The organism is uncultured Dokdonia sp., assembly GCF_937910895.1.
Lineage (GTDB): Bacteria > Bacteroidota > Bacteroidia > Flavobacteriales > Flavobacteriaceae > Dokdonia.
On record NZ_CALEMI010000051.1, the window covers coordinates 29,436 to 56,340 of the forward strand.

28 protein-coding genes are annotated in these 26,905 nt (G+C 34.8%); 8 read left to right on the forward strand and 20 right to left on the reverse strand.

The window, feature by feature from the left end:
- The first annotated feature begins 149 nt into the window (after positions 1 to 149).
- The 4 genes from Q0505_RS06235 (at position 150) to Q0505_RS06250 (ending at position 2,598) form a co-directional block, all read left to right on the forward strand.
- Complete coding sequence (locus tag Q0505_RS06235) at positions 150 to 452, forward strand: hypothetical protein (protein WP_299210270.1); 303 nt, start codon at positions 150 to 152, stop codon at positions 450 to 452.
- Positions 453 to 1,277: 825 nt separating this feature from the next.
- The gene (locus tag Q0505_RS06240) at positions 1,278 to 1,862 is read left to right on the forward strand and encodes an SET domain-containing protein (protein WP_299210273.1); all 585 of its coding nucleotides are present in this window, start codon (positions 1,278 to 1,280) and stop codon (positions 1,860 to 1,862) included.
- Positions 1,863 to 1,899: 37 nt separating this feature from the next.
- Positions 1,900 to 2,331 (forward strand): NUDIX domain-containing protein, encoded by a 432-nt coding sequence (locus Q0505_RS06245; protein WP_299210274.1) that lies wholly within the window; start codon positions 1,900 to 1,902, stop codon positions 2,329 to 2,331.
- Between the two features lie 12 nt (positions 2,332 to 2,343).
- A complete protein-coding gene (locus Q0505_RS06250) occupies positions 2,344 to 2,598 on the forward strand; it encodes a hypothetical protein (RefSeq protein ID WP_299210276.1) in 255 nt (84 codons plus the stop codon).
- A gap of 735 nt (positions 2,599 to 3,333) precedes the next feature.
- Here Q0505_RS06250 and fahA read toward each other — a convergent pair.
- Positions 3,334 to 4,626, reverse strand: a complete 1,293-nt coding sequence (fahA, locus tag Q0505_RS06255; RefSeq protein ID WP_299210278.1) for a fumarylacetoacetase — start codon at positions 4,624 to 4,626, stop codon at positions 3,334 to 3,336.
- Between the two features lie 113 nt (positions 4,627 to 4,739).
- On the opposite strand from fahA, the gene glyA reads away from it, so the two are divergent.
- A complete protein-coding gene (gene glyA / locus Q0505_RS06260) occupies positions 4,740 to 6,014 on the forward strand; it encodes a serine hydroxymethyltransferase (RefSeq protein ID WP_299210280.1) in 1,275 nt (424 codons plus the stop codon).
- A gap of 70 nt (positions 6,015 to 6,084) precedes the next feature.
- Here glyA and Q0505_RS06265 read toward each other — a convergent pair whose 3' ends face one another.
- From Q0505_RS06265 to Q0505_RS06295, 7 genes are all read right to left on the reverse strand, one after another.
- The gene (locus Q0505_RS06265; RefSeq protein WP_299210282.1) at positions 6,085 to 7,185 is read right to left on the reverse strand and encodes a VWA domain-containing protein; all 1,101 of its coding nucleotides are present in this window, start codon (positions 7,183 to 7,185) and stop codon (positions 6,085 to 6,087) included.
- Between the two features lie 242 nt (positions 7,186 to 7,427).
- Entirely contained in the window at positions 7,428 to 7,811 is a 384-nt protein-coding gene (locus Q0505_RS06270) for a LuxR C-terminal-related transcriptional regulator (RefSeq protein WP_299210284.1), read from the reverse strand.
- Between the two features lie 181 nt (positions 7,812 to 7,992).
- Positions 7,993 to 8,640 (reverse strand): response regulator transcription factor, encoded by a 648-nt coding sequence (locus Q0505_RS06275; protein ID WP_299210286.1) that lies wholly within the window; start codon positions 8,638 to 8,640, stop codon positions 7,993 to 7,995.
- A 135-nt stretch (positions 8,641 to 8,775) separates the two neighbouring features.
- The gene (locus tag Q0505_RS06280; RefSeq protein WP_299210288.1) at positions 8,776 to 10,674 is read right to left on the reverse strand and encodes a sensor histidine kinase; all 1,899 of its coding nucleotides are present in this window, start codon (positions 10,672 to 10,674) and stop codon (positions 8,776 to 8,778) included.
- 2 nt (positions 10,675 to 10,676) lie between these two features.
- Complete coding sequence (locus Q0505_RS06285; RefSeq protein WP_299210290.1) at positions 10,677 to 11,417, reverse strand: hypothetical protein; 741 nt, start codon at positions 11,415 to 11,417, stop codon at positions 10,677 to 10,679.
- A 15-nt stretch (positions 11,418 to 11,432) separates the two neighbouring features.
- Complete coding sequence (locus Q0505_RS06290; protein ID WP_299210292.1) at positions 11,433 to 12,236, reverse strand: caspase family protein; 804 nt, start codon at positions 12,234 to 12,236, stop codon at positions 11,433 to 11,435.
- 172 nt (positions 12,237 to 12,408) lie between these two features.
- Positions 12,409 to 12,597, reverse strand: coding sequence for a hypothetical protein (locus Q0505_RS06295; RefSeq protein ID WP_299210361.1), 189 nt, complete (start codon positions 12,595 to 12,597; stop codon positions 12,409 to 12,411).
- 165 nt (positions 12,598 to 12,762) lie between these two features.
- On the opposite strand from Q0505_RS06295, the gene Q0505_RS06300 reads away from it, so the two are divergent.
- Positions 12,763 to 13,149 carry a nucleoside triphosphate pyrophosphohydrolase family protein gene (locus Q0505_RS06300; protein WP_299210294.1) on the forward strand — a complete coding sequence of 129 codons (387 nt, stop codon included), beginning with the start codon at positions 12,763 to 12,765 and terminating at the stop codon, positions 13,147 to 13,149.
- A gap of 141 nt (positions 13,150 to 13,290) precedes the next feature.
- On the opposite strand, the gene Q0505_RS06305 is transcribed toward Q0505_RS06300, so the two are convergent.
- The 12 genes from Q0505_RS06305 to Q0505_RS06360 form a co-directional block, all read right to left on the reverse strand.
- Positions 13,291 to 14,127: an IS3 family transposase gene (locus Q0505_RS06305; protein WP_299210296.1), complete on the reverse strand. Its 837-nt coding sequence runs from the start codon at positions 14,125 to 14,127 to the stop codon at positions 13,291 to 13,293.
- A gap of 8 nt (positions 14,128 to 14,135) precedes the next feature.
- The gene (locus Q0505_RS06310) at positions 14,136 to 14,534 is read right to left on the reverse strand and encodes a transposase (protein WP_299210298.1); all 399 of its coding nucleotides are present in this window, start codon (positions 14,532 to 14,534) and stop codon (positions 14,136 to 14,138) included.
- 464 nt (positions 14,535 to 14,998) lie between these two features.
- Positions 14,999 to 15,511, reverse strand: coding sequence for an OmpH family outer membrane protein (locus Q0505_RS06315; RefSeq protein WP_299210300.1), 513 nt, complete (start codon positions 15,509 to 15,511; stop codon positions 14,999 to 15,001).
- A 77-nt stretch (positions 15,512 to 15,588) separates the two neighbouring features.
- Positions 15,589 to 15,828 (reverse strand): hypothetical protein, encoded by a 240-nt coding sequence (locus tag Q0505_RS06320; protein ID WP_299210301.1) that lies wholly within the window; start codon positions 15,826 to 15,828, stop codon positions 15,589 to 15,591.
- The gene (gene purB / locus Q0505_RS06325; RefSeq protein WP_299210303.1) at positions 15,828 to 17,171 is read right to left on the reverse strand and encodes an adenylosuccinate lyase; all 1,344 of its coding nucleotides are present in this window, start codon (positions 17,169 to 17,171) and stop codon (positions 15,828 to 15,830) included. The genes Q0505_RS06320 and purB overlap by 1 nt, the downstream gene beginning before the upstream one ends.
- Positions 17,172 to 17,445: 274 nt before the next feature.
- Positions 17,446 to 18,879: a hypothetical protein gene (locus Q0505_RS06330; RefSeq protein ID WP_299210305.1), complete on the reverse strand. Its 1,434-nt coding sequence runs from the start codon at positions 18,877 to 18,879 to the stop codon at positions 17,446 to 17,448.
- A gap of 100 nt (positions 18,880 to 18,979) precedes the next feature.
- Positions 18,980 to 20,320 (reverse strand): DUF58 domain-containing protein, encoded by a 1,341-nt coding sequence (locus Q0505_RS06335; protein WP_299210307.1) that lies wholly within the window; start codon positions 20,318 to 20,320, stop codon positions 18,980 to 18,982.
- A 1-nt stretch (position 20,321) separates the two neighbouring features.
- Entirely contained in the window at positions 20,322 to 21,413 is a 1,092-nt protein-coding gene (locus tag Q0505_RS06340) for a MoxR family ATPase (RefSeq protein ID WP_299210308.1), read from the reverse strand.
- A gap of 1 nt (position 21,414) precedes the next feature.
- Positions 21,415 to 22,632 (reverse strand): DUF4350 domain-containing protein, encoded by a 1,218-nt coding sequence (locus tag Q0505_RS06345; protein WP_299210310.1) that lies wholly within the window; start codon positions 22,630 to 22,632, stop codon positions 21,415 to 21,417.
- Positions 22,629 to 23,405 carry a DUF4129 domain-containing protein gene (locus tag Q0505_RS06350; RefSeq protein WP_299210312.1) on the reverse strand — a complete coding sequence of 259 codons (777 nt, stop codon included), beginning with the start codon at positions 23,403 to 23,405 and terminating at the stop codon, positions 22,629 to 22,631. The genes Q0505_RS06345 and Q0505_RS06350 overlap by 4 nt, the downstream gene beginning before the upstream one ends.
- The gene (locus Q0505_RS06355) at positions 23,395 to 24,276 is read right to left on the reverse strand and encodes a hypothetical protein (protein ID WP_299210314.1); all 882 of its coding nucleotides are present in this window, start codon (positions 24,274 to 24,276) and stop codon (positions 23,395 to 23,397) included. Before Q0505_RS06355 ends, Q0505_RS06350 begins: the two co-directional genes overlap by 11 nt.
- Position 24,277: 1 nt before the next feature.
- Positions 24,278 to 25,270, reverse strand: coding sequence for a stage II sporulation protein M (locus Q0505_RS06360; RefSeq protein ID WP_299210316.1), 993 nt, complete (start codon positions 25,268 to 25,270; stop codon positions 24,278 to 24,280).
- A 34-nt stretch (positions 25,271 to 25,304) separates the two neighbouring features.
- On the opposite strand from Q0505_RS06360, the gene Q0505_RS06365 reads away from it, so the two are divergent.
- Both Q0505_RS06365 and Q0505_RS06370 read left to right on the forward strand, forming a co-directional pair.
- Positions 25,305 to 26,018, forward strand: a complete 714-nt coding sequence (locus tag Q0505_RS06365; protein WP_299210318.1) for an RDD family protein — start codon at positions 25,305 to 25,307, stop codon at positions 26,016 to 26,018.
- Positions 26,018 to 26,638: a trimeric intracellular cation channel family protein gene (locus Q0505_RS06370; RefSeq protein WP_299210320.1), complete on the forward strand. Its 621-nt coding sequence runs from the start codon at positions 26,018 to 26,020 to the stop codon at positions 26,636 to 26,638. Before Q0505_RS06365 ends, Q0505_RS06370 begins: the two co-directional genes overlap by 1 nt.
- Positions 26,639 to 26,905: the final 267 nt, after the last annotated feature.

Genomic DNA, 26,905 nt, shown 5'->3' on the forward strand with positions numbered 1-26,905 from the left:
AGGTACGGTTTAAGCACATCTTTTTATACTCTATTACCCCTGTTTTATGGATAAGAATCTCCACTTGATGCCATTTTTCTAGGGATGCGTACATTTCTTAGCTACTTTTAATATAGAAATCAAAAAGTATTGATGTAGTAATAGTGATTATGGGAGCATATAGATATAAAGTTCATTCAGCCATTTATTCTTGGGATACGCCAGGATCTTCCACACGACCTGCCTGTAATGTCACGGAAGAGGTTCAACATATTTTGGATAACTCTAAAAATAGTGGTGTGATTCCATTAAATGCAAATCTCATTACCGATCCAGCACCGGGGTGTTCTAAGACATTTGCGATTATCGTATCTATCGTAACACCAGATGGACATAATAGCACACGGTTTTGTTCTTCTATAGAAGGACCAACTCTTAATATTAATGATTCAGGAGTAGAGTGTTACTTCTAAAAATATAAAAAATAACAGGCTTCTTCTTACTGATTTAATTCAGGAAATACATAAGGGGTGAATTAGAATAGTATTGCCTGTTTATCAATATAATTTATATAATGATTTGTACTTATAAGTGAGAATTATATTGATGAAAGGCTATCTGAAGAGATAGCCTTTTTTTAGTAAAACGCTTTTTTGTAAAGTCTGAAAGACGCATACAAAACAGTTAGTTGAACTAATCCCTCTGTAAAGCGGGATTTATGATTTAATACCTTTTTTTTCTAAAATCCTTACTTCGTCTTCGGTTGAAATACGGGAAGTAACTTTATGAGTCTCTTAAACGGAAAGCTCTCAAAAAAGTCCATTGAAAGAATGACAATTTTAATACATTCAAGAAACAAAAAATCATAAAAAAGTGTACTGAAAAGTATATTCTTTTTTTATATATTTATGTAACTAGAAATGAATCTATATCTATAGAGGCATTACGTTTTACAATGAAATCTTTTTTCAGATTCGGGCAATGGAGAATAAAGAAGTCTACTCCAAATGCTGCCTTAGATATAAGGTGCCGAATTTTCAGGTTGACTTCTACAAAGTATGCAAAAATTGTTCAGATCGTAAGACAGGACATGCTGTGTCAGTCCTTTACTTTAGTTCCATTAAATAATATGAGAATATGTTGATTCAAATAGCATAATCATTTTTATGTGGTTTTTTAATTCTGTACAATTAAAAAACCTAAAAATTCAGTGCTGAAAAATATCTTAATAGCATATTTACAGCATTACATTTTAATAAATTTTTCTAAAAATATCTAAGCGTATAAAGAAGACAAAGATGATACATCCAAAAACAGAAATAAAATATATAAATGATAGCGTTGGCTACGGTGTTGTAGCTAAAGAGTTTATTCCAAAAGGTACCATTACTTGGGTATTGGATAAGTTAGATCGCGAGTTTACCCCTAATGAATTAGAAAACATGGAGCCTATTTACAAAGATATCTTTGAAACATACGCTTACAAAAATAATAAAGGAAACCATGTTTTATGCTGGGATAATGGGAGGTATGTAAACCATAGTTTCAATTCAAATTGTCTAACAACTGCGTATAATTTTGAACTTGCCATTAGAGACATTCATCCAGGAGAACAGTTAACAGATGATTATGGATATCTTAATGTTGACACCCCTTTTAGAGGTATTGATGAAGGGACAAAGCGAAAAATAGTCTATCCAGATGATTTATTAAAGTATCATAAACTATGGGATAAAAAATTGTTAGCTGCTTTTAAAAATATTTCAAAAATACCACAACCATTAAAAACACTGATAGAAGACGACCTTTGGTCACTCGTTTTGAGTATAGAGAAAGGGGAAGCAGAAATGGAATCCATACAAGTGAATTATTATAAAAAATAGTAGGAGTCAAAAGATTCATTAAGATCATACGGTATCTATGAGAGAAAAGCACATAAAAATTAAAAAGCATAAAGAGAAATCGAAACTAATTGTATCTCATGAAGATAAACTACTGGTACTCCAGAATGAAAGCAATCCCATGGTGTATCGTTTATTTGGTGGATCTTTAAAAAAAAGTGAATCTCCAGAAGAAGCTTTGATCAGGGAACTTTTTGAAGAAGCAAAGGTGAAACTTTCAAAACAAAGTATAGCGTATCATAGGTCAACTACTATTGATTTAGGGGATAAACAAAGACTCACTAAGCACTATTTCCTTTATAAGAATAATACGAAACCGTTTATGTCTCCTGAATCTCTCAAATTATTAAATGCTACATGGTTAGCTTGGGAGGATACGTTGAAGTTTTTAGAAAAGTCAGATAAAAAGATAGTGAAAGAATTATTTAAGCCGTGTACACTTAATTGTTAAAAACGTATATAAATGAAAGAGTCTATTATCAATCGAAATGTAGAATACGGAGTATTTAAAAAATACTATGATGGATACTTCCAATTTGTAATGGATAATGGTGATACCATTGTTTTTGAGAGTATCTCAAGTTTGGCGCTTAAAAGATTTGACCTTAAATCAAATAAGTTTATAGGTAGAAGTTTTGAAATCTCATACTCAGAATATATAGAAGATGATGATGAAGATTTCGTACTGTATAAAATAGAAAAACTAGAATTAGCTTAAAAGACATTGACCTAAGATAACGTGAGTTCGACTTAAAAAATCAGTAAGTCTTTTAGTGTAATTACGTTAAAATTTAATGTAATCAACTTAAAAACAGGCTATTATTTCATTTTCTTTGCGCGTCCAAAGAAAACCGAACCAAAAGAAAAGAAGCTTTTTATGCGTGTGATTTCTATCTTAAATTTTGGAACTTATGAATCTTTGATTTCTTAGGTATTTTTTCGCTTGAAGCGAAAAACCACAAGAAGTTTCTGCCTTCGCTTCTCCTCGCCCAAAGCTAACACTTTGTCGTTTCCTAGGCTTCAAAAATTTTTAACGGAAATCGCCCCCGTCTCATCTCGCCCAGAACTTACATTCTGTCGTACACTGGAGAAAAAGAAGAAAAGCTTATATCGAACTCACGTTAAGATAGGAATTCTAAATCCTATTTTAGTGGGATTTGAGAATTCCCTACTTCGTTTTCGGTTGGAATACTAGAAAGAGCTTCGTAAGTAGACAGGAAACGGAAAATCATAAAAAAAGAGTACTGAAAAAATGTACTCTTTTTTATGATAACCACCAATTACGGTTTTGGTAATGGTATGTTTTATATACTTACTTCGTTTTCGGTTGGAATACTAGAAAGAGCTTTTTAAGCAGACAGGAAACGGAAAATCATAAAAAAAGAGTACTGAAAAAAATGTACTCTTTTTTTATGATAACCACCAAGAGGTTTTGGTAAAGTTAGTATACTATTTACTTCGTTTTCGGTTGAAACACTGGCAAGAGTTTCGTAGAAACTTCACCAAAACCGATACGAGGGTATTCTTTTATTTTACAATGTCCGCGAATAATCACGGTATCAAGATCTCGTATAAACTTACGATCGCCGCCTTCTTCCAAACGGACTGGGCGTTCGCCTTTCCAAGATAATTCTAACATCGATCCATAGGATTCTGGAGTAGGGCCAGATAATGTACCACTTCCCATCATATCTCCTGCATTGACAGGACATCCGTTAATGGTGTGATGTGCCAGTTGCTGACTCATATTCCAATACATGTGCTTAAAATTGGATTTAGAAACGATGGTTTCTTTCTTTCCTTCTGGTTGTAAAGCAACTTCTAACTTAATATCAAAACTCTTTTTTCCTTCCGATTGTAAGTAAGGAAGTAATTCTTTTTTAGGTTTTGGACCTTCAACTCTAAAGGGTTCTAAAGCATCCAATGTCACAATCCACGGAGAGATAGAAGAAGCAAAATTCTTTGCTAAGAAGGGGCCTAATGGCACATATTCCCATTTTTGAATATCACGAGCACTCCAGTCATTAAATAACACCAAACCAAAGATATTTTCTTCAGCATCTTTCGTGGTGATAGATTCTCCAAGAGTATTTGCTGCGGTAGTTATAAATGCCATTTCTAGTTCAAAATCTACCTGACGAGAAGGGCCAAAAATAGGAGTTGTTGCACCATTAGGTAGTTTTTGTCCCTGTGGTCTATGCACAGGAATTCCCGAAGGAATGATGGACGAACTCCTTCCGTGGTAAGCAACAGGAAGGTGAAGCCAGTTAGGCATCAATGCATTTTCTTCGCCTCTAAACATTGTACCCACATTCGTCGCATGCTCAATACTTGAATAGAAGTCTGTATAATCGCCTATTTGCACAGGCAGTTGCATTTCGACCTCACTCATGTCAAAAATAACGGTGGCTCGGTCTTTTTTGTTTTCGCGTAAAGCGGTATTACTTTCTTCAAAAAGATCAGAAATACGATTACGTACCAATCGCCACGTCTTACGACCATCGGCTATAAAATCGTTTAATGTATCCTGTAAAAAAATATCGTCTGTAAGCGGGATGCCTTCAAAATAACCTAATTGATGCAAAGCACCTAGATCAATCGCGTAGTCTCCTATACGAGTACCAATGGTAATCACATCGTCTCGGGTAAGGAATACACCAAAGGGAATATTTCGGATGGGAAAGTCAGTGTTCTTGGTTGTTTTTAGCCAAGTTTTTCTCGTGGGGTCGTTCGCAGCTAGTGGCATATATCGGTCTTAATAAGATGTTAGTAAATTTTACTATCCAAATATAGGATTTTATAGTACTTCAATAAACAGTTTATGCTATTTTTACAACTCTTTTTAACATATACCATATTATGCAACGTGATACCGCTATTTTTGATTTGATCCAAGAAGAAAAACAACGTCAGTTAGACGGGTTAGAATTAATTGCTTCAGAAAATTTTGTAAGCGATCAAGTGATGGAGGCTGCAGGGTCTGTATTAACCAACAAATATGCTGAAGGATATCCTGGAAAACGCTATTATGGTGGCTGTCAAGTGGTAGATGAGGTAGAAACCATTGCGATAGAACGTGCTAAAGAACTCTTTGGTGCCGAGTATGCAAACGTACAACCACACTCAGGATCGCAAGCAAATACGGCTGTTTTTCATGCGTGTTTAGAGCCAGGAGATACGTTTTTAGGATTTGATCTTTCTCACGGAGGTCACCTCACACACGGGTCGCCAGTGAACTTTTCAGGGCGTTTATACAATCCTGTTTTTTATGGAGTAGAGCAGAAGACAGGATTACTTAATTATGATAAAATTCAAGAAATCGCTTTGCGCGAAAAGCCAAAAATGATCATTGCCGGTGCAAGCGCATATTCTCGTGAAATAGATTATGCCCGCTTTCGCGAAATTGCAGACAGCGTGAATGCCATTTTGCTTGCTGATATTGCACACCCAGCAGGACTCATTGCCAAAGGCATCATCGCCGATCCGATTCCACATTGTCACGTCGTAACGACCACCACACATAAAACCCTTCGAGGACCAAGAGGCGGATTGATCTTGATGGGAAAAGATTTTGAAAACCCTTTTGGAATTACCCTTAAAAATGGAAACTTGCGGATGATGTCCTCTCTATTGGACAGCGGAATCTTTCCAGGAAATCAAGGCGGACCGTTAGAGCATATCATCGCCGCTAAAGCAATTGCTTTTGGAGAAGCGCTTACAGATGAATTTTTACACTATATGGTGCAAGTAAAGAAAAATGCAACGGTTATGGCAGATGCGTTTGTCGCCAAAGGATATGATATTATTTCTGGAGGTACCGATAATCACATGATGCTTATTGACCTTCGTAATAAAGACATCACAGGAAAAGCCGCCGAAGCAGCACTAGGAAAAGCAGATATAACGGTGAATAAAAACATGGTGCCGTTTGATGATAAATCTCCATTTGTCACTTCTGGAATTCGTATTGGTACTGCCGCCATCACCACACGCGGACTGAAAGAAAGTGATATGCAAGCGATTGTCAATTTTATAGACGAAGCGATTACAAACCATGAAGATGACGCTGCACTAGAAGCGATTGCAGATAAGGTAAATGTGATGATGAGTCACCGACCTTTGTTTGTTGTTTAATATGGTATTACAAAAATATTAAAGCCCCTTTTTGGGGCTTTTTTTGTGACTAATAAATGAATGATCGTTTTTATTCTATGGTACAATTATCTTGAAATCCTGAGGCATTAAATGAAGCTTCTCCCCCTATACTTATTTCATTAGAGATACCTATGCGTAGTATATTTCCTCCGTTTCTTTTAGGAGTACAATATTGCAAAAGATAGAAACTGTTTGCTTCATTTTCGATCTCTTGTGCTACAGATGTAAACTCTTCCTCTAATTGATCAGAATCTTCAGGGAAAAAAGAACCACTGTAGCCTACTTGACTTAAGATATTTTGATCAATTTCATTACCTAATCCTACAGAATAGATATCTAGACCTTGTAGATTTGCATTGTTTACAATGCTTAACGCTTCGTTGGTGGTGTTAAAATTAGCTTGATCTGTACCATCTGTGAAAAACAAAATAGAACCACCTGTTATGAATTGAGATTGAGAATTAACCTCTTGAATAGTGTAGTTTATACTTTGTATAATAGCTCCATTAAGATTTGTTGATTGGTCAGAAGGAAGTGTATCATTAATTTCTTGGATTTTTTGCTGTAATAAATCTTCGTCTGCTGTGAAATTCTGAAATATACTTATGTTTTGATTTCCATCAAACCATAGTATTGAGGTAAAAAGATTTTCAGCATTTACTTGTCCATAGATATTTTGTACAAAACTAGATGTAGCCATTTTTAATTGTTCTAAATTATTTTGAATAACACTACCACTTAAATCGAGAACAATAGTATTAAAGTATTTAAAATCTGCTTTGTCTGGATCAATTTTTCTGAACGCTTCGTTTACTGAGATTAAATTAAAACTACTATTACTTTGTGGTTTCTCATAAATTTCAAAGAAGTTTTCTGTTTTATTAGGAACAGGGTTACCATCTATATCATTTAATTTAAAATAAACCTCTATTGTATTTGAATTTGCAGGTATAGTATTACTTGGAGATTGAGATGTGTTAATATCTCTAACAAGAACATTAAATGTTGCATTTGCTGGATCTCCAATGACATCTTCAATTTCTATTTGCTCATCCTCATCACAAGGTCCTATAACGCCTAAAAAACAACCATCTTCACAAGATGTAAAGAGAGAAATGATAAGGATTACGAATATATTTTTTAGTTTCATGATATATAATTTTATGGTTCAAAAATAGGAGTAACAAGAAGGCTAAAGAATACCCCTTAATAGGTATTTGTATAGTTTTCTTTTCGAACATATTATTTCGTAATAGACAAAGAAATAGTAACCGATAGTGCCATCCGTGAAATCTTAATATGGATGGCTAGTTCTATTTCCATGAGGTCTTTTATTTAGAACCCTTAAATTAGAACTTTCATACCCACCAAAACATACCTTATTGTAGGTATTTATGCCTCCTGCTTTTTGTGGATATATACATAGGCAATTTTGTGCAGCGCACCACTCCCAGAGATTTGTAATTTCTTGATGATATTTTTACGATGCGTACTCACGGTAGCTTCACTAATAGCTAACATTGTAGCAATTTCTTTTGATGAGAAATCTAACCCAATCAAATTAAATATTTGATTCTGTCTGGAAGATAATATCGTCGAATAGTGTTCTTGTTTGCTATATATTTTGATTAAATGAATGATCTTATCGATTAATTCGGGATTGTCAGAAATTGCCCGATAGGCAGTAATGATATGAAGCGTTTGCTGAATGTTTAATTTCTCGTGTTGTAAGCAAGCTTGTTCAATATTCGCTATGATTTTTTGGGTTGTATTCATAGTATAAAGCTACTCAGAAAGAACATTGCCTACCATACCCATCATTAGGTATTTCTATGAAGAGATGAGTGAAATAAACTCTAAATCCTGAATTTCAAAAAAAACTTCCCGCACCCAGCACCCAGTCATACGTTTTATGCCCTACAGCGAAGCGGTTTTATGTCTTTTTTAAACTCCGAAATTAAAACTCATATTTCTTTTGTATCGCGTATTTAAGAAGTTCGCCTTTACCGCTAAGTCCTAGTTTGCGCATCATATTTTTACGATGCTTTTCTACCGTCGAAACCGCTGTAAAACGGATATCGGCGATTTCTGAGGAGGTTTTATTATGAGCGATCAATTTTAAAATTTCCCGTTCGCTTTTGGATAATAGCGACTTAGGTGTTTTTGTTTTTGTGCCTAATCCATCGTGAGAACCATCACGATCAAATAGTTGTTGATTAATTCCTGTGTCATAATAGATCTTGCCTTGCATGACGGTATGAATTGCATTCAGAAGCTCTTCTAGCGGACTATTTTTTAAAATGTATCCCTTAGCGCCTGCATCTCGCATTTGGATCACCGCTTCGTCTTGATCAAACATAGAAAACGCAATCACCTTGGTGTGTGGGAACTCTTTGGTAATGATTTTAGTTGCTTCGATGCCATCCAATTTTGGCATTCGGATGTCCATAATGACCACTTTAGGTTGCTTTAAGCGGACAATGTCCAGCAGACTTTTCCCATCATTTGACGTCCCGATGATAGAGATACCTTCTTCATATTTCAAAAGCAGTTCGATTCCGTCTATCAGGGATTGGTGGTCTTCGGCGATGGCTACGGTGATCATTTTTTTGTATTTATGTGTTTATATGTTTGAGAGTTTATGAGTTTCAAAGTATTGATTTTCAGATAGTAATCTCTCTCATTTCGTATAGTATTGAATCATTACATCATTATATCATTACTCCATTATATCATTATTTCATTGTAAAGGTATATCAATACTCACACTCGTGCCACGTCCTTGAGCGCTATCGACTTCCATAGTGCCTTCTAAATGCTCTACGCGGCGTTCTATATTACCGAGTCCCATTCCATCTTTTTCCTTGAGTTTGCCGACTTTAAATCCCTTTCCGTTATCCTCGACCATAATGTTGAGTTCGTTGTCGTGTTGAGTGAGAGAAATACTTGCTTCGGTAGCTTGGGCGTGTTTTACGATATTGGTCACAAGTTCCTGTATGATTCTAAAAATGGTAATCTCTAGTTCGTTGGGAATTCTGTTTTCGAGTCCAAAGTCTTGTACATCTATTGCAAGTTGATTAGTCGTAGAAACGGTACGTGCGAGTTTCTGTATCGCAGGTAGTAACCCTTCCTTAGCCATCACACCACTATTACTCTTATGAGAAATCCCACGGACTTTCTCATACGTCTCATTGATTAAGAGATTAGCTTTTTGGAGTAAGGCTTTGGGGTCGTCTACTTTATCCAGATTTCGCTCTAGATTTTCTACCTGCATCCGTACGGTAGCGAGTGTACTTCCTATATTATCGTGTAACTCTCCTGCAAGCCGTAAGCGTTCTTTTTCTTGCCCAGAGACCATCGCATTAATGGTTTCGATTTCTTTTTCTTTAAGGATAGTTTCTGTCTTTTGGATTTGGAGTTCGCGGTCTTGCTCTGCAATACGTTGTTTTCGTTTGGTGTTTCGGTAAACGAGGAAGGCTATTATTGATCCTAGGAGGAGGGTGGAGGTAAGGGCTATGGTGATTTGTTTTGTTTTTGCTTCTTCTTCTAGCTTGTCTGCTCTAAGTTTTTGATTATTATTCTGTTCTTCAAGAATTTGTTTTTCTTTTTCGGCGGTTTGGTATTTGGTTTCAAATTCTTTAAATGCATTTATATTTTTATTAACTAAATCGTGTTCTAATATTATGGAATATTTTACTAGATTACGGTAAGCATTTTTATAATCTAATCTTACAGAGTCAGCTAGTGATTTATAAAAATAAAAATACTTTAGATGTCCTTTTTCGAATTTGTTATTAGGTTTTTTATTTATTCTTTTTAGATTTATATATACGCTATCCAAGTTTATATGCATAAAATATCGAGCTTTTGAAATGAAAGAAGAATTTATAACAGTAGATTTATAATTAGATGGGATTTTAGAAAGACTTGTAATTGCTTTATTTTCATAAAAAATTGCATTTTTTTTATCTTCTATTTCATCATAGTAACTAGCAATTAATTGATATATAATTGCATTTAGGTATTTGTGACTTGATGTTTTTGTGAATTCTAAAAGATTTTTTTGAACTTCAGGATTCCATTTTTTTTGTTTATAATGTTGAAAATGTAAAATTAAATTATAGTATTCATAGAATACATTTTCAATTGAATCGCTTTTAAATTTCCTATATTGACTCAGATATTCTTTTGATGTTATATTTTCAATTAAATAATCCTGCCTGTTGTGATTTAAGATTTGTCTAAGAGCAGTACAGATGTATATGGAATCCCTATTTTCTTTTCCAATTTGTAAAGCTTTTAGATATTTTTTCTGGGCTTCTTGGTTTTTATTAGGATATTTATAAAGAAGATAATCTCCATAATTTATGTAATATAGAAATTTGGCTAATTTTGGAGTTTGATCGTTTATTTTAATAATATCTTCTATATATCTAAATTTGGAAGCATAAATATCATATTCCTTAAGAAATTCTAATCTCCATTTAATCATATCCTTTGTTAAACCTTGAAAAGAATCTATTTCATTTGTGATTTCAGAAAGTTTATGATCTCTGAATTTTTTTAATAGAAGTTCCTCTTGAGGATACAAAAAACAATTACTCAAGAGGAATATTACAAATAAAATATTTTTTTTCAAACTCAATTTTTATATGAAAAATACGTATTTCTTGGTTTACAGGGTATATCAAACCCTTTAGGAGTTGAATCATCTGAAGTTTTATTTAAATTTAAATCAGCACCCGTTGACTTTAATTGTGTATTAGATATTAACTGTCTATTTACTAATTTAGATAAATTCTGCTTACCTAAAGTTGATATTTGTATGTCTTCTCCCATTCGTTCCATAAATATTTCGTCAACGTAACTAGCTTTTTTAATATTCACAATATCGTAGATTTTTGTTAATTCTGATTTTATAGGTATAAATACTGACTCAGTAACTAGTACATCCCAATGATAAATATCTATATCCAAGTTATCAATTTCTATGAAATTTTTCTCCATATTAAAACCTTGAAGCCCAACTTCTATCATAATTTTATTTCTATCAGGAAATCTATTATCTTTATCAGGGTCTTTACTATCTATATTACTTATTACATCAATATCAAAATATCCAGTGAAACCTATAGATACTGGACCTGTATAGTTTTGTAGGTATAATTGAATTTTATTTACATTAAAATAATTCTCTCTGCTACTTCCAATAAATTTAGCATAAATAAAAAAATGAGTTCCATAAACTAAATCTGCATAAATAGATTGCCAATCTGCTACCTCACTTTTATGTTTTAAATCCTTACTAAATATATCAGTGTCATCGCTTTTTGCAACTATGTTTTCATTTAAACTTAAGGTATGTTTAATATTCTCGTGCATAATATTTAATTTATTTTAATTAAAAAAAGTTTGATTGATTATTCCTGATTCATTTAAATATTGAGGGGTTTGCAGATACTCTTTTGATAAATCAGGCAATTTTTTTTGGAGTATACTTATTGCTTCTTTATAAGTTATTAGTGGATCATTTTTTAATACATCAATTAGATACCTACTGAATATTCCATTAAATCGATTTTTAATAATATCTTCAAATGCTTCTTCATTATTTTTGCTTGCAGTTAATGTTAATCTATTCAGGGTTGATATATCTTTAAAGAAGTTTTTGTATATTATTTCTTTGTTGGTTGGATTTATAACTTTATTAGAAGCTTCATAAGTTTTTGATTTTAGATATTTATTTTTAATTGAATCATCTATATTACATAAACCATCTTTATAAAATTCAACCCCTCCCGAAAAACAAGAATCAATAATAGATATTAGCTTAGCCTTGTCTTTAAGTGGATCAAGTCTTTCTCTAATTTCTTGATCTGTTATTGTTCTATCTACAACTCTGATACGTTCTTCAATTATAATTTTATTCCCAACTTCTTTTTTTTCAATAACACCATGTCCAGAAAAAATAAATATGCCTAGTTGTTCATTTTTTAGATTATGTATAAATTTTTTAAAAACTTTAAGTATGTAATCAGATTTTGTTTCATAACGATACCTCAAGCGTATTATATTGCTAGGACAAACATTATAATAATTTATTAAAAGTTTTTCCCAATCTTTTGCGTCGTTCTCACATCCGTTCAGAGATTCAATTCCATTATAATGGTTTATACCAATAATAAGAGCTTTAATTTTCATACTCCAAACATACCCCAACCATCCCCATCAAAACATACCCACTACTGGGTATATTTCACTTAAATTTATTGAAAATCAGTAAAATACAGGGTAATTTCCCTCAACAAGCTAGACAAACGCTACGAGTGCAGAAAATAAAATCGTTAAGAAGTGATAAATAAACGGTAAAGCGTTAGCCTTTGAGCGTGAACTTAATAAGAAATAGGAGGGCAATAAATCCTATAAAGCCCACCAAGACCCATTTAGCGCCTTTATATTGTTTGGTATGAAGCCTAGCATCTTTACGATAGGAGTAGATCATAAAGGCTATAAAAGCAATCACAAAGAAGATGACAAAAATAAGCTGACCCGTACTAAACATTTTTTGGTATTTTAGATACTTCAAAAATACGATATGTATCACATATCTAATAGTAATTAATAATAAGATATCCGTCGGTATTTATGCTGAGTGTCACACTGAGCTTGTCGAAGTGTATCGTCGAAGCACGGATATAAAAAGAATCCCGTATTCACGGGCATGAATATGAAGAACAAAATAGCAGCTGTACACGCCTTTCATAGTGCGTTTGGATTAGGAATCGAAGAAACGCCTACTGCACAACTCACCAAAGCAAAAAACTTACTTCGTTTTAATCTGATGAAAGAAGAGAATGAAGAATACTTAGAGGCTGCCAATGAAGGTGATCTCGTCGAAGTGGCTGATGCGCTTGGTGATATGCTCTATATCTTATGTGGTACGATCATCGAACACGGAATGCAGGATAAGATCGAAGAGGTCTTTAATGAGATTCAACGCAGTAATATGAGTAAACTCGGTGCCGATGGCAAACCCATCTATCGCGAGGATGGAAAAGTACTCAAAGGTCCTAATTACTTTAAACCGAATATTAAGGAGATTCTTGAGGGATAGCTGGTAGTCGTTAGTCGGTAGCTTTTAGCTGGAAGTTTGAAGTTTTTTTCGCTGTCGCGAGGTAGCTGTTGGCTTGTAGCTGTTAGTTGGTAGCTCGTAGCTGGATGTCATTTGTCATTCCCTGATATATGTTGACCGTTTTTAGGTTAATATTTCATTATTAAATATAGTCATCAATTTTCTTTGTTGAGGCCTCAACAAAGAAAATTGTTTTATGAACTTTTCAGGGCTCATTCTTTGGTTATTGTTATGCAATCTTTTGTTGTTATAATTGTTCACTGCTTTGCTGACCATTCTTTTTAGTTGTCCAAAGTCTTTTGGCTTCCAATTATCTAGATATTCTTCTTTTATAGTTCTATTGATTCGTTCTGCATAGGCATTATCTTGAGCTGAGAGTGACATACTAATCTTACTTCCATTGCTCTTTAGAAGTGCTATATACTCCTTGTAAGTATATTGACTGCCTCTATCACTATGATGAATCAATGGAGCTTGATTTGTCTTTAAAGCCATATTGAGTGCGTCCATATTAGCTTTTGCTCTCATGTTGTCAGATACTTTATAACCTACAATCTTTTTTGTGTACACATCTATTATAAAGACAGCATAATAATGCCTGTTTCCAATAGGAATATAAGTGATATCAGACTGCCATATCATGGAAGGACGGTCAACTTGCATTCCCTTTATTAGGTTAGGATAATAGATTTTAGAGGCTATAGTGGTTTTTCTATAGTTCTTTTTACGTTTTAACCGATATCCTAATTCCATCATTAGTTCTATAAACCTATCTCTTCCAATAAAATTGGGATTCAGTGTATAGTACATTTTCTCCACCCCACAACCTGGATGTTCTTCTCGAAGCTCATCTGCTTCAAGGATCATCTGTTCTACTTTTGTGTCAAAAGCTTTTTGTCGCACACTGTATTGCACAACGCCTTGTTTACTCAAGCCAGCTTCTTTATAGAGCTTGTTCATAGAAAAACTTACTTTTTGTTTGTTTTTCCTGAACCAGTTGATTGTGGGGTGGCGTAATTTTTTTTGATGTCGATATTTAGTTCTTCTTTAGCAATCTCCATCATTTTCTCCAGATATTCAATCTTTATCTGTTTACGACCTACGGCACTCTCTAACTCTTTAACACGAGCTTCTAGGGCTTTCATTTTTTTATTACTGCTGTCTTTCATCTCTACAATTCTAAATCCCTTTTCATTAAAGGTAGAAAATTTATAGATCCATTTATAAATTGTAGGATTGGAAACACCATGTAATCTTTCCAATTGATAAACACTGTACTTCCCACTTTCAAAATCATTAACAATCCTTTTCTTAAATTCTGTTGAGTATTGACGCTGTTTACGAACACTCCGTACGTTTGTTTTCATAAGTTTTCACTTTAAAAGTGGTCAACCTATATCAGGGACATACAGGAAGTTTGAAATTTTTTTTGCTGGCGCAAAATAGCTTGATGTTTTTACTTATAAAATCGAAGGTGACTGAGTGATTGTTTTAAGCAAATTGTGTCGTACTGATATTGTATAAGTATATATAAAACAACGACTTAACAAACTAAAAGTAAATTAGAATTGAGTTTTCCCTCTAGGAAGAGGGGATTAAGGGGGGTGTTTTACAATCGCTCATACTAAATACTCAAAATACCCCAATCAAAAATAGAGTACTACTCTATTTTTGATTTGATGTTTACAGTAGAACGGCTGAGTGATTTACTAAAAATAAATTGCGTTGCACTGAACTTGTTGAAGTGTACCTAAGTACCGACTTACATACCACCAACAAAAAAATGCCACTCGTAAGAATGGCATTTTTTATTGTATATCTTAATTAGAAATTACTCTACCGTAATCCCCATTTTAGCTAATACTTTTACTGTAATATCGTGTGCAGGATCTACATACGCAAGGTTGTTATTGTTTCCAATGTTTAGGATTTGAGTGTACCCCAACTCTTTAGCAATAATGGCAACGTTATCACCAATTTTTTTGTAAAGTGGTCGTAATAATTCTTCTTGCTTTAATTGTACGAGTTGTGATCCGTTGTTACGGAACTTTGCAATGTCGCTTTCTAAACCAGAAAGTTCCTGTTGTTTTGCTGTTTTCTCAGCTTGTGTCATTGTTTCAAATGAAGCTTCGGCAGCTTTGTATACTTTGTCGTAGTTGTCTAATTTTTCTTTAAGTTGTTTTTCAAGGTCTTGATTATAGACCTTCAATGCATCTTGAGCTCCTGCAAGTTCAGGCATTTTTGATAAGGTAAAATCAGCGTCTACGGTACCTACTTTTGTTGTTTGTGCATAGGTAGTTGCTGTAAATAAGGCTACAAATGCGATAAGTATCATGTTCTTCATTGTGTATTGTTTTTTTAGTTTTTTGAGTATTGCGCGTGCAAATATATGAGATAGAAACCAATATCTGTGCCGAACTATTATTTTTCAGTATATACTTGTCCGCGGTGAGGTTTTAAAGCATCTCTTACTGGTTTCATTTCATCTTCTCTTACAACAAGATAGGCGATGCTATGGAGTTCGCTAAGATCTTCTACACCTGTGGTTTGGGTGGTTAACGCTTTCGCGAAAGCGTACTCTTTCAGATGTTTTTCGTGATGAACTGCGGTTTGTGCTGCGCCAGGTCCTCTAAAATCCCAAATCAGTTTTAACAGTCTCATTAAATTCCTGTATAGTTATCTGGTGTAATTGCTTTTAATTCTCCTTTAATAGATTCACTGACTTCTAAAGTTTCTATAAAAGAAGCGATAGATTCTTGTGTGATCCGCTCATTAACACGGGTTAATTGTTTTAAAGTTTCATACGGATTTGGATAGGCTTCCCGACGAAGAATTGTCTGAATAGCTTCGGCAACAACCGCCCAGTTATTTTCTAAATCTTGTGCTATTTTTTGCTCGTTAAGGAGTAATTTGTTTAACCCTTTGAGCGTCGATAGCAATCCTATCATGGTATGACCTATCGGAACACCAATGTTACGTAATACGGTACTATCGGTAAGGTCACGTTGTAATCTTGAGATAGGAAGTTTTGCAGAGAGGTGTTCAAAAATAGCATTGGCGATTCCTAAATTTCCTTCACTGTTTTCAAAATCAATGGGATTTACTTTGTGTGGCATCGCACTAGATCCGACTTCTCCTTCTTTAATTTTCTGCTTGAAGTAGTCCATCGAGATATAGGTCCAGAAATCACGATTTAAATCGATGATAATGGTATTGATGCGTTTTAATCCATCAAAAAGGGCTGCCATGTGATCGTAATGTTCGATCTGCGTGGTAGGGAAGGAGTGGTGTAACTTTAAGGTATCGTGTACAAAGTCGTGTCCAAACCGCTTCCAATCTACCATTGGGTAGGCTACTTTATGGGCATTGAAATTTCCTGTAGCACCACCAAATTTTGCGGCACTCGGGATATCATTTAATAGATTGAGTTGCTCTTCGATACGTACGACAAAGACTTCAATTTCTTTTCCTAAACGGGTAGGAGAGGCAGGTTGCCCATGCGTACGTGCTAATAATGAAATGGATGCCCACTCATCTACCAGTTGTTTTAAGTGGTCTACCACTTCTAGTAACTGTGGGATGTAGACTTGGTTTACAGCATCCTTCAAACTCATAGGGATGGCTGTATTGTTAATGTCTTGTGAGGTTAATCCGAAGTGGATAAACTCTTTGTAGTCTGCAAGGTCTAGATCATCAAATTTTTGTTTGATAAAATATTCGACGGCTTTTACATCATGATTGGTAATCTTCTCAATGTCCTTGATGGCTTGTGCATCTTGGGTAGTAAAGTCGAGGTATATTTCGCGCAAAGCGATATAAGAATGCTTATCAATGCCTTCTAATTGTGGCAGTGGTAGTTCACAGAGTGCAATGAAGTATTCTATTTCTATTTTAACTCGGTATTTTATAAGGGCTTCTTCTGAGAAGAAAGGTACAAGCGATTCGGTTTTTGAGGCATAACGGCCATCAATAGGTGAAATAGCGTGTAATGGTGACAATGACATAAGATTGTGCTTTATGAATAAGGGGGCAAAGATAAAAAAACCAACCTAGTTGTATGGCAATGATTGGGAATAAAAAAAGGATGTAGCACCACGCACATCCTTTTTCTGCTTATACCGAGATCCTGTAATACATTTTTTTACAGAATTTGGGTTTTATAAGTACAAGTATATCCAATGAGAATAGCTTACAGCTGGTGTTTTCTTTTTTAGATTTCCAGTAGCAGGAATCAACACAGCGAGTACTTTTATAAGAATTAAATTTTTATATTATCGATTAATTTAAAGCACCTTCCATAATAGAGATTCCAAAAAGATTAGTTGTTCCAGGCGTTTGAATCGCAAAGTAGATTTTAGAATTTGAAACGGTCATTTCTCTCATAATCATATTGTTAGGTAATAGATTTGCGATGTCAATTTCTTGAAAACTAGTATCTAACGTATTGTATACTGTGAGGTAGTTGGTTGCTGCTTGCCCCGGTCCGTTGTATTTACGACCCGCGATATATAGAAGGTTTTCATATCTAGTCGTAAATGTTCTTATTAAACTTGCTGGTAATGCTATCACCTGAGTACTCATATCAGAAAGATCATAGGTAACAATTTCATCATAGGTAATAATATCTCCTTGATCACTAAATTTAAAACCTCCTACAACATATAGTTCATTATTAATAATTTCTGCACCTACACTTGCCTTTTCTTCTTGCATTGTTAAGACTTGTGAAAATGAAGTGTCTCCAACGTTTAATAGACTTACGGCATCAAGCCCAAATCCATTGTATCCGCCAATTTTATAAATCTCATTTTCAATGGCAACTGTTCTGAAGTCAAATTCTCCATTAAAATTAGAAAGTATCGTTGTCTGCGGATTACCTGAAAGATCAAGATTACTTTGACTCACTTCACTACTAGAAATTGTCATAATTTGATCACCTACAAAAGCGAGTTGTTGCGCGACATAATCACCTCCTGTGGTCACTTGACTGACACTACTTCCGTCTCCAAGTGCGTATTTAATAAGCTGTTGTTCATTTTGTTCCTTCCTATTAGTCATATACAAGCTTTGTGTCGCAAATGAATACTTCATATCTAAGACGGGCTGACTGGCTTCAAAACTGAATACTTCTGTTAACGACGGTATGCTTGTAGGAGATACTTCGTAATCTGCTGTTGTCTTTTCTGAAAGTGTAAAAACCATTGATATTCCGTTTTCAAATTCTTGCAAGCCCGTGATGGTTTGATCATTTTCGTTATAAGAAAAACGATATCGACTGGCATCTACAAATTGATATTCTCCTGTATCTTCATAATTGAGTGTTGTCTCGATAGGAGCGACTCTCACATCACTTTTAAGTTCTTGTGAGGTTGGCGCGGCATAGTTAATACGATAGCCTCTGCGATGTCTTAGTTGAATACTCGTATCTGTATTTGTGGAAAAAATAAATTCATCATCTTCCATACTATACAATGCTAGGACATCAGTTACTAAAGATCCATTTGTAATTTGAGCATTGTCTATTTTCCAAGTTTTTTCACTTCCATCAGTCATCGCATTAATCGTAGCGATGATGTCTAGATTTTCTTCTTCCTCTTCCATTTCTTCTTCAGAAACAGGAGGTGGAGTTGTATCGTCATCGGTTTGACAGCTGTAAAAGCTGGATGCTATTAGTAAAAGACTTGCGAAGTATATAATCGGTTTTTTCATCATCTGTTTTTTTAATTAGTGTATACTTACTAATCTGTGATGATAAAGAAAGGTTGCGTACTTAGTGCAAAATAGTTTTAAAAGAGATAGTGATTGGTGAGCGTTATATAAGCCCTTTTGCTTTGATCTCTAGGTACTTGTTAATAGTATTTACGGTAAGGTCTTCGGGTTTGGTGAGAATGGTCTGAATCCCATATTTCTTTAGCGTTTTGACCATGACCTTCTTATCATAGTCTGCTTTTTGAGCCATGGTTTTATGATAGACTTCGGCAAGATCATCTGTTTGGGTATCTAATAAGGTATCTAACTCTGTGTTCTGAAAAAAGATAACCACCAATACATGCTTTCGCGAAAGCGCTTTTAAATAAATGAGTTGCCGTTCTAATGCCGAGATATGTTCGAAATTAGTGTATAAAAGTAATAAGCTCCGCTGTGTTACTTTGCGTTTTACTTGTGCATATAGCGTTCCAAAATCACCGTCTAAAAACTTCGTATTGATATTATAAAGTACCTCTAAAATGGTATTGAGATGCGTTTTTTTACTACTCGCAGGAACGTGATTTTTAATTTTCTCAGAAAAGGTAAGAAGCCCTACTTTGTCTTTTTTCTTTAACGCAATATTAGAAAATGCCAACGTACTATTGATAGCATAATCCAGTAATGTCAAGCCTTTAAAAGGCATTTTCATCACGCGACTGGCATCGATAATGGTGTAAATAGGTTGTGATTTTTCGTCTTGAAACTGGTTGACCATCAAACTCGCTTGTTTTGCCGTCGCTTTCCAGTTAATGGTACGTACATCATCGCCTAACACATAGTCTTTAATTTGTTCAAACTCCATCGTATGTCCGATACGACGAATCTTTTTCATCCCGTACATCGTCAGTCTGTTATCCAACGCAAGAAATGAATATTTCTTCATTTGAATAAATGACGGATAGACTTTGACCATTTGATCTTTCTCAAAGCGATACCTTCGTTTAACAAGACCAATACGGCTACTTACATAGAGATTAAGATGTCCAAACACATATTCACCACGCTCTACAGGGCGTAACTTATAGGTGTATTCCTGCATTGATTTTGCAGGCAGTTGTAGTGTTTTTTTAAAATCTCTCTTTTGAAACTGCACAGGAATTTCGTCAATAATATCCACCGTTACTTTAAAAGGATATTTATTTTGAATGCTTACCGTGAGTTCATTAACATCACTATTCGAAAATTTTTCAGGGAGTAATCGTTGAGCTTTGATATGTTCGCTTCCGCGAAAAAGTACCAAGCAATCCATAAAAAATAGAACAGCGAGTCCTAGGGCTAAGAGCCCTGCAATAGGAAATAGCGCATGGAACCAATACGAAAGTAGATAACAAACACCTATTCCAGTTAAGGCATAGAAAATCCTGTTGCCAATGAATAAAGATTTTATAAAACGGATGAGTGCCAATCTATCTTGGGATTTCTATGGATTGTACAATCATATCAATGACTTGTTCTGCAGTCATACCTTCCATTTCTCTTTCTGGAGATACAATCACACGGTGACGCATCACAGGTGTTACCGAACGTTTTACATCTTCTGGAATTACAAAGTCACGTCCAGCGATGGCTGCAAATGCTTTGGATGCATTCATAATCGCAAGCGAAGCACGTGGCGAACCTCCTAAATATAAATGCGGATGCTTACGAGATTTGATGACAATCTCTGCAATGTAATTCAGAATCTTTTCTTCGATCATCACCGTTTGCGTCTGCTCTCTAAACGTTGTTAGCTTTTGAGGATTCAATACCGCATTAATGGTATCTTTTGCAATCACACCTTTGCGATCATGATGGCTTTGTAGGATCGTAATTTCCTGATCTAAAGATGGATAGTCTACTTTGATTTTAAATAGAAAGCGGTCTAACTGTGCTTCGGGAAGGGCATAAGTACCTTCTTGTTCTATAGGGTTTTGTGTTGCCAGTACCATAAATGGTGGTGGCATAGGATAGCGTGTACCGTCAATAGTGATTTGGCGTTCTTCCATCACTTCAAAAAGGGCTGCTTGTGTTTTGGCAGGGGCACGGTTAATCTCATCGATCAATACGATATTAGAGAAAATAGGCCCTTTTTTAAACTCAAATTCGCTGGTTTTCATATTAAGAATCGACGTTCCTAATACATCACTTGGCATTAAGTCTGGTGTAAATTGCAAACGACTGAATTCTGTATCGATTGTCTTCGCAAATAACTTTGCAGTGACTGTTTTTGCAATCCCAGGGACACCTTCTATCAACACGTGACCATCAGAAAGCAGTGCCACAATAAGAAGCTCTATAAATTCTGATTGCCCTACAATAATTTTGGCAAGCTCCTCTCGGATATGATTTGCTGCATTGCGTAATTCTTCTAACGGAATCCTGTTTGTAAACGTAAGATCTTCTTGCGTATTGGTAGTGTCCTCTATGATTTCTTCTGGAGTTGCCGAAGGAATATCTCGTGGTAATGGCGTATTTTCCTTTCCGTCTTCTGGTACTCCAGTTCCTGTTACGTCGTCCATATTATGTTGTTTTAAAAGCTTCTATGAGCTTATTTAGTTTTAATAATTCTTCTTGTGTAATGGGATATTTTTGACTGATGGAGGTAATATAATCCATGAGTCTTTTAGTCTCTTCTTGTGTATTATCAGATTTTGAGGCGAGGCGTTCTATAAAATCAAGACCTCTATCTGCGGTTTCCATCAGGTATTCTTCTCTGATGTACTCCATAAAGTGATTGATCTGGTGTAGAGCAATACTTTTATGGTCTTGCTTCTCAAAGTACATTCCCGCAATGGTCTTTGTAAAAGCCAATGTTTGATTCGGCAATGGTTTTATAATGGGGATGGCTCTTTGTTTGCGTTTCCCTTCAAAAAATACCCAAAGAATAACACCGATCACCAACATATAATACGCCCATTTAAGATAGCGGTTTTTGAAAAGCATATATAATGGAGAGGTATTAATAGTCTTTCCATTTTTGTAATGGTTATCCCAAAAGATAGGAACATCATCTGGTATATATCGTAATGCAGCTTCTGTATAGGCATAGTTTTCTTGATCAAGCATAAAATAATTTGTAAACACATCTGGCATTAGATGTAATACAATGGTACCTTCTCCAAAACTTTGCTTGATAAAATGAACTTTCGGTTCTTTAAGGGTTAATGAGTCATCATTTCTCATATAATCATAAGCTCCTAAGACAACCGTTTTGAGGGTATCTATTTCATGAAAGTAGATGGTTTGGATATTCAAATCAAATAGATACGGTTGTTCTTTTTTAAGTGTTGGATTCACGAGTTCTAGGAGCGGTGGTTTTCTATCAATATTATCTAGTTGATAGAAGCTTTTGGTATCCAAAGACAAGGTGTCTAATAGCGTACTTCCAATCCCTCTTGCACCTATATAAAGTGTATTACCACGCGATACCCAGTCTAAAAGTTGTATTGACTCCGCTTCATCAAAATTGATATAATCATTCACAAAAAAGTAGGTGCCTTTCTGATGGTTACTATCTGCTAGAAACTCATAAGGTGGTTGTGAGATTTCTTTAAAACTATCTTCTGTTCGCGTTTCTTTTAACGTATTGTAGAGGACAAAAGAGCCATAAGGGATTTTGTCCTTTTTTGCATAACTAGCAAACCAGTTGACAGGATCTTTCTGACTAGACTCTAAGTATACGAGTAACGCGAGTACAATCAATAATACGCCAGCAAGTATTTTTAATTTATTGCTCATAATTGATTGGTTAGTGTTACAAAAGAAGACTGTGCTTTTTCAAAAGCCTCTTTATCTACTTCAAAGTTTCCATACCATATATAGTCGTATAGATCTGTGACACGTCTAAATTGATTACGTACGTTAAGATCTTCTACTTCATATATATACTCATGATTGGTTTTTTGTACTTGCCAGTTGATGAGTTCTTTTCCGCTCATTTTTTGAAGCGCTAGCAAATAATAAAAACGAATGGCTAGGCGGTAATTTCCAGCAGCAATCGCGCTGTCTATAAGTCCTTGTATATCATCGCGTTTAATAAGTTCTTCGTCATCAGAGAGAAAGGCTTGAGCATTTTGCCTATTTTCAAAGGCTAAGTGTCCAGTATCCATTTTTAGGAATACCCAGACGAGCAATCCTACAAGAGAAGCAACGATTAAGTAGGGTAGTAGTTGTATTAAAAAACTACCCGTACCAGAAACGCTTTCATCTCCTAGAAGCCAACGTATAAAGCTTGACCACAAATCACTTAACCATTGTTTAAAATGCGTCCACCAATTATCTTCTACTAACGCTTCGGTATAATCAAAATCTTCGTCGTTTTGATAGTTTTGGATTTGCTCTTTATCTAAAGTAATGGGATATAAAGGAGCTGTATCTTTTTGTAATTCATCTAAACTATAAGCAGTACTATCTTGTACAATGTTGATACCGACAGACGATGTTCCTGCATAGGTTTTTTTCGCGTAAAGCGAAATTAAAAAAATAAAAATCCAAATTATTCTATACTTCATCAGATCTTCCTATAGAATTTATGCGCTCTAAAGAGCCTGTTTGATTTTTACGTTCGTTAAGGTTAAAATAGACAAGAGCAGATCCCAGTGGTATGATAAGATATACAATGTATTGCATAGAAGATGATATAATCGTGAGAACAATAGTGACCGTATCAAACATATCACTAGGATCAGAAAAAGACCCTTCTTGCATCACCGTAAACATTTTGATCCACGTATAAATAATCATAGGGATACTAAAAACCATACTAATCAAATACCATAAAAGCCCTATGAGTACAATCGCAATAAAGCTGACCCACCACTCCTCTTTAATGATCTCAAATGCTCTAGATAAAGATTCCGACACACCTTTGTCTTCAAAAATAAGGATAGGAAAAACCATAGCCATAGGCACTGTCAAGTATATTCCAGGAATAAAGCAAAATATAAAGCCAATAATGAGAATTAGATATTTAGTAATTCCCATGAGTACAGTCACTGTTGATTTATCGCGTATGTTTTGAAGAACTTCTTCTTCTTTGATTTCACCGTTATTTTTTATGTATGATTCGATAATACACATGATCCCTGTAAATAAAAAAGATAAATATAGAAACAGGCATAAATACATGAATAATGCTGTGATAACAATTTCAGGCGCATTAAATGAACCGAGGGGATCATTATAATTAAACAGGGTTGAAGAAAACGAAATACTAGTATAATACACTTGTACGGCAAGAAAAAGTACAAACGGAATCCCTGCTGTCTTTGCTAATATTTTAAAAATGAGTTTATAGTTACGTCTAAAAAACTTGAAGGTATCTGTAACGATGTCTCCTATTTCTTTCTTTTTTCTGAATTCTATATAATTAGATGGTATCATCTTACAGGGTTGGAATTTTTGGTGTGTTAGTTAATTCGAGTTGTTGTTTTTTATATTGTTGTCTGGGGTAGATCACATAATAAAAAACGATAAGTGCTAGTGAACTAGTAATAATAACAATAGCTAATGCATCTGGCATTTCTGTATGTCTTGTGACAAAGCCTTCCAGAAATCCAGCAATGATAAAAAATGGGACAGTACTTACCACAATTTTAAGCCCATTTTTCACTCCTTTTTTAAAGGAAGCCAGTCGTGTGTAGGTGCCTGGAAACAAGATACTATTTCCTAAGACCATACCCGCACACCCTGCAATAATAATCACAGAAATCTCAATAGTCCCGTGGATCCAAATGGTGCGTACAGATTCCCAGCCAATACCTTGCTCAAAAAAGAAATATTGAAAACTCCCTAGCATAATGGCATTGCGCATAATAACCATTAAGGAGCCTATAGAAAATAAGATCCCTAAAATAAAGGCGTATAGTGCCACTCGGATGTTATTAATTGTAATTCCTAGAAACATATCAAGTTCGCCTTGTTCTTTATAGACCGCCATAGGATCTCCTTTTTCTATGTTACTCAATGTCATATTTACATAGCCATCACCTAATATAGAACGTACAAAAGTCCCATCATGCGCAGCACTGTAGGCACCAATAATGGTAAAAAGTAAGAAGGTTAAAAAAGCGATGAGTAATTGCTTTTGATAGCCATACATAAGAAGCGGAAACTCTTCGGTAAAGAATGTAATAAAGCGTTTACTAGATTCTCTTTTGGTCTTATAGATAATTTGATGTGATTGTGATGCTAGATAATTAAGGTACTCTAAGGTCTTGCTTTTTGGGTAAAATGTTTGCGCATAACTGAGATGATCTGTTACTTCAATATAGAGATTTGAGAGCTCATCAGGGTGTATTTGATTTTTGTTAATAATAACATTTTCAAACTTCAACCATTTAGCCTTATTTTGCTTAACAAAAGCCGCTTCGCGCATTTATAAAAAATTAGAAAGTAAAGAAAGAGAATAAATGGATAATTTTCAAATAGAAACTGCTCAAAATGTAAGTATTTATCAAAATGTAGCGGGAATTGGAGATCGGATACTGGCATATATCATAGATCTGCTTATTATATTTTCCTATTGGCTCCTATCTGTGTTCCTTTTAGGCGCTTTTGGGATAGACGATGATGCTGTTTGGATATTTATGTTAGTCCTTGGACTTCCTACATTTTTATACCATTTGTTTTTTGAAACGTTCTGGGATGGTAGAACGCCAGGGAAATCTGCTATGAAATTAAAAGTAGTCAAACTAGATGGTTCAAAACCTGGCTTTGGAAGTTATTTTGTACGCTGGATTATGCGTATTGTAGATATAAGTATCACCAGTGGAGGTGTAGCTGTTGTAAGTATCTTAATGAGTGACAAAGGACAACGGTTAGGTGATATTGCTGCAGGAACAACACTAATCAGTGAGAAGAAAAGAGTCAACATATCTCAGAGTTTATTGGTAAACGTGCCTGAAAATTATATCCCTACCTATCCTCAAGTAACCATTTTTAATGATCAAGATGTACAAACCATCAAAACATTGTATACAGATGCAAAGCGCAATGGCAATCATAATGTGATTATAAAATTGGCAGAACGATTAAAACAAAAAATGGGTGTTGAACCCAAAGAAACGAACATTGAGTTTGTAGATCGTGTGATTACAGATTATAATTATTACACACAGCAATAATGGAGATTATTACACTCATAGATATTTTAGGAACCATCTCTTTTGCGATTTCAGGAGCTTTGACAGCAATGCATAAACGTATGGATGCGTTTGGGATTTTGATCATAGCACTCGTCACTTCTATAGGAGGCGGAACATTGAGAGACGTTCTCATAGGTAAAACACCTGTTACCTGGATGCAAGATCAAGTATTTCCTACCGTAATTTTTATTACGGCAGTATTTGCTGTTTTACTTAGAAGCAAGCTCAAGTATGTTAGGCGTTCCTTATTTTTATTTGATACGATAGGGATCGGATTATATACGATTACAGGGGTACAGGTGAGTTTAGCTTTTGGATTAGACCCTCTTATATGTGTGATCTTAGGAACTGTTTCAGCGTGTTTTGGAGGGGTTTTACGAGATATTTTATGTAATGAAATTCCTATTATTTTTCATAAAGAAATTTATGCAACCGCATGTATTGCGGGTGCAGTCATTTATCTACTACTTTCTAAATCTGAAGTACCACAATCTATTGCGATGATTCTTTCTGGAACCACTATTATAGGGATACGTATTCTTGCAGTGGTTTTTAAATGGCAATTACCAAGGTTGTATAAAAGAGAGGTGTCTGAATAATCTTAAAATGGGTTTATGCGCTTCTTCCTAATGGCAGGCAGGCAGGTTCGCGAAAGCAAACACAATACGTAGCCTTTAAAATTAGAATCAAATCTTTACTCCAAACCATCATAATCCATAAAAAAAGCTCTCTTATGATAGAGAGCTTTTATACGTTGCTTACTTCAATCAAATGGTTCATATAGGAATTTTTATAAGTAAGAAGGCTAATTCAAATAATTTATAAAATCTCTTTCCGTAGTTTTTGATTGTCTATATATAGACGTA

What these genes read in the sequence shown, in the direction of transcription:
- Q0505_RS06370 (WP_299210320.1), top strand. Translation starts at nt 26,018, where the DNA reads ATGGAGATTATTACACTCATAGATATTTTAGGAACCATCTCTTTTGCG.
- glyA (WP_299210280.1), top strand. Translation starts at nt 4,740, where the DNA reads ATGCAACGTGATACCGCTATTTTTGATTTGATCCAAGAAGAAAAACAA.
- Q0505_RS06305 (WP_299210296.1), bottom strand. Translation starts at nt 14,127, where the DNA reads ATGAACAAGCTCTATAAAGAAGCTGGCTTGAGTAAACAAGGCGTTGTG.
- Q0505_RS06345 (WP_299210310.1), bottom strand. Translation starts at nt 22,632, where the DNA reads ATGAGCAATAAATTAAAAATACTTGCTGGCGTATTATTGATTGTACTC.
- Q0505_RS06275 (WP_299210286.1), bottom strand. Translation starts at nt 8,640, where the DNA reads ATGATCACCGTAGCCATCGCCGAAGACCACCAATCCCTGATAGACGGA.
- Q0505_RS06295 (WP_299210361.1), bottom strand. Translation starts at nt 12,597, where the DNA reads ATGTTTAGTACGGGTCAGCTTATTTTTGTCATCTTCTTTGTGATTGCT.
- Q0505_RS06365 (WP_299210318.1), top strand. Translation starts at nt 25,305, where the DNA reads ATGGATAATTTTCAAATAGAAACTGCTCAAAATGTAAGTATTTATCAA.
- Q0505_RS06355 (WP_299210314.1), bottom strand. Translation starts at nt 24,276, where the DNA reads ATGATACCATCTAATTATATAGAATTCAGAAAAAAGAAAGAAATAGGA.
- Q0505_RS06360 (WP_299210316.1), bottom strand. Translation starts at nt 25,270, where the DNA reads ATGCGCGAAGCGGCTTTTGTTAAGCAAAATAAGGCTAAATGGTTGAAG.
- purB (WP_299210303.1), bottom strand. Translation starts at nt 17,171, where the DNA reads ATGTCATTGTCACCATTACACGCTATTTCACCTATTGATGGCCGTTAT.
- Q0505_RS06310 (WP_299210298.1), bottom strand. Translation starts at nt 14,534, where the DNA reads ATGAAAACAAACGTACGGAGTGTTCGTAAACAGCGTCAATACTCAACA.
- Q0505_RS06300 (WP_299210294.1), top strand. Translation starts at nt 12,763, where the DNA reads ATGAAGAACAAAATAGCAGCTGTACACGCCTTTCATAGTGCGTTTGGA.
- Q0505_RS06320 (WP_299210301.1), bottom strand. Translation starts at nt 15,828, where the DNA reads ATGAGACTGTTAAAACTGATTTGGGATTTTAGAGGACCTGGCGCAGCA.
- Q0505_RS06235 (WP_299210270.1), top strand. Translation starts at nt 150, where the DNA reads ATGGGAGCATATAGATATAAAGTTCATTCAGCCATTTATTCTTGGGAT.
- Q0505_RS06315 (WP_299210300.1), bottom strand. Translation starts at nt 15,511, where the DNA reads ATGAAGAACATGATACTTATCGCATTTGTAGCCTTATTTACAGCAACT.
- Q0505_RS06340 (WP_299210308.1), bottom strand. Translation starts at nt 21,413, where the DNA reads ATGGACGACGTAACAGGAACTGGAGTACCAGAAGACGGAAAGGAAAAT.
- Q0505_RS06245 (WP_299210274.1), top strand. Translation starts at nt 1,900, where the DNA reads ATGAGAGAAAAGCACATAAAAATTAAAAAGCATAAAGAGAAATCGAAA.
- Q0505_RS06250 (WP_299210276.1), top strand. Translation starts at nt 2,344, where the DNA reads ATGAAAGAGTCTATTATCAATCGAAATGTAGAATACGGAGTATTTAAA.
- fahA (WP_299210278.1), bottom strand. Translation starts at nt 4,626, where the DNA reads ATGCCACTAGCTGCGAACGACCCCACGAGAAAAACTTGGCTAAAAACA.
- Q0505_RS06290 (WP_299210292.1), bottom strand. Translation starts at nt 12,236, where the DNA reads ATGAAAATTAAAGCTCTTATTATTGGTATAAACCATTATAATGGAATT.
- Q0505_RS06330 (WP_299210305.1), bottom strand. Translation starts at nt 18,879, where the DNA reads ATGATGAAAAAACCGATTATATACTTCGCAAGTCTTTTACTAATAGCA.
- Q0505_RS06270 (WP_299210284.1), bottom strand. Translation starts at nt 7,811, where the DNA reads ATGAATACAACCCAAAAAATCATAGCGAATATTGAACAAGCTTGCTTA.
- Q0505_RS06240 (WP_299210273.1), top strand. Translation starts at nt 1,278, where the DNA reads ATGATACATCCAAAAACAGAAATAAAATATATAAATGATAGCGTTGGC.
- Q0505_RS06350 (WP_299210312.1), bottom strand. Translation starts at nt 23,405, where the DNA reads ATGAAGTATAGAATAATTTGGATTTTTATTTTTTTAATTTCGCTTTAC.
- Q0505_RS06285 (WP_299210290.1), bottom strand. Translation starts at nt 11,417, where the DNA reads ATGCACGAGAATATTAAACATACCTTAAGTTTAAATGAAAACATAGTT.
- Q0505_RS06265 (WP_299210282.1), bottom strand. Translation starts at nt 7,185, where the DNA reads ATGAAACTAAAAAATATATTCGTAATCCTTATCATTTCTCTCTTTACA.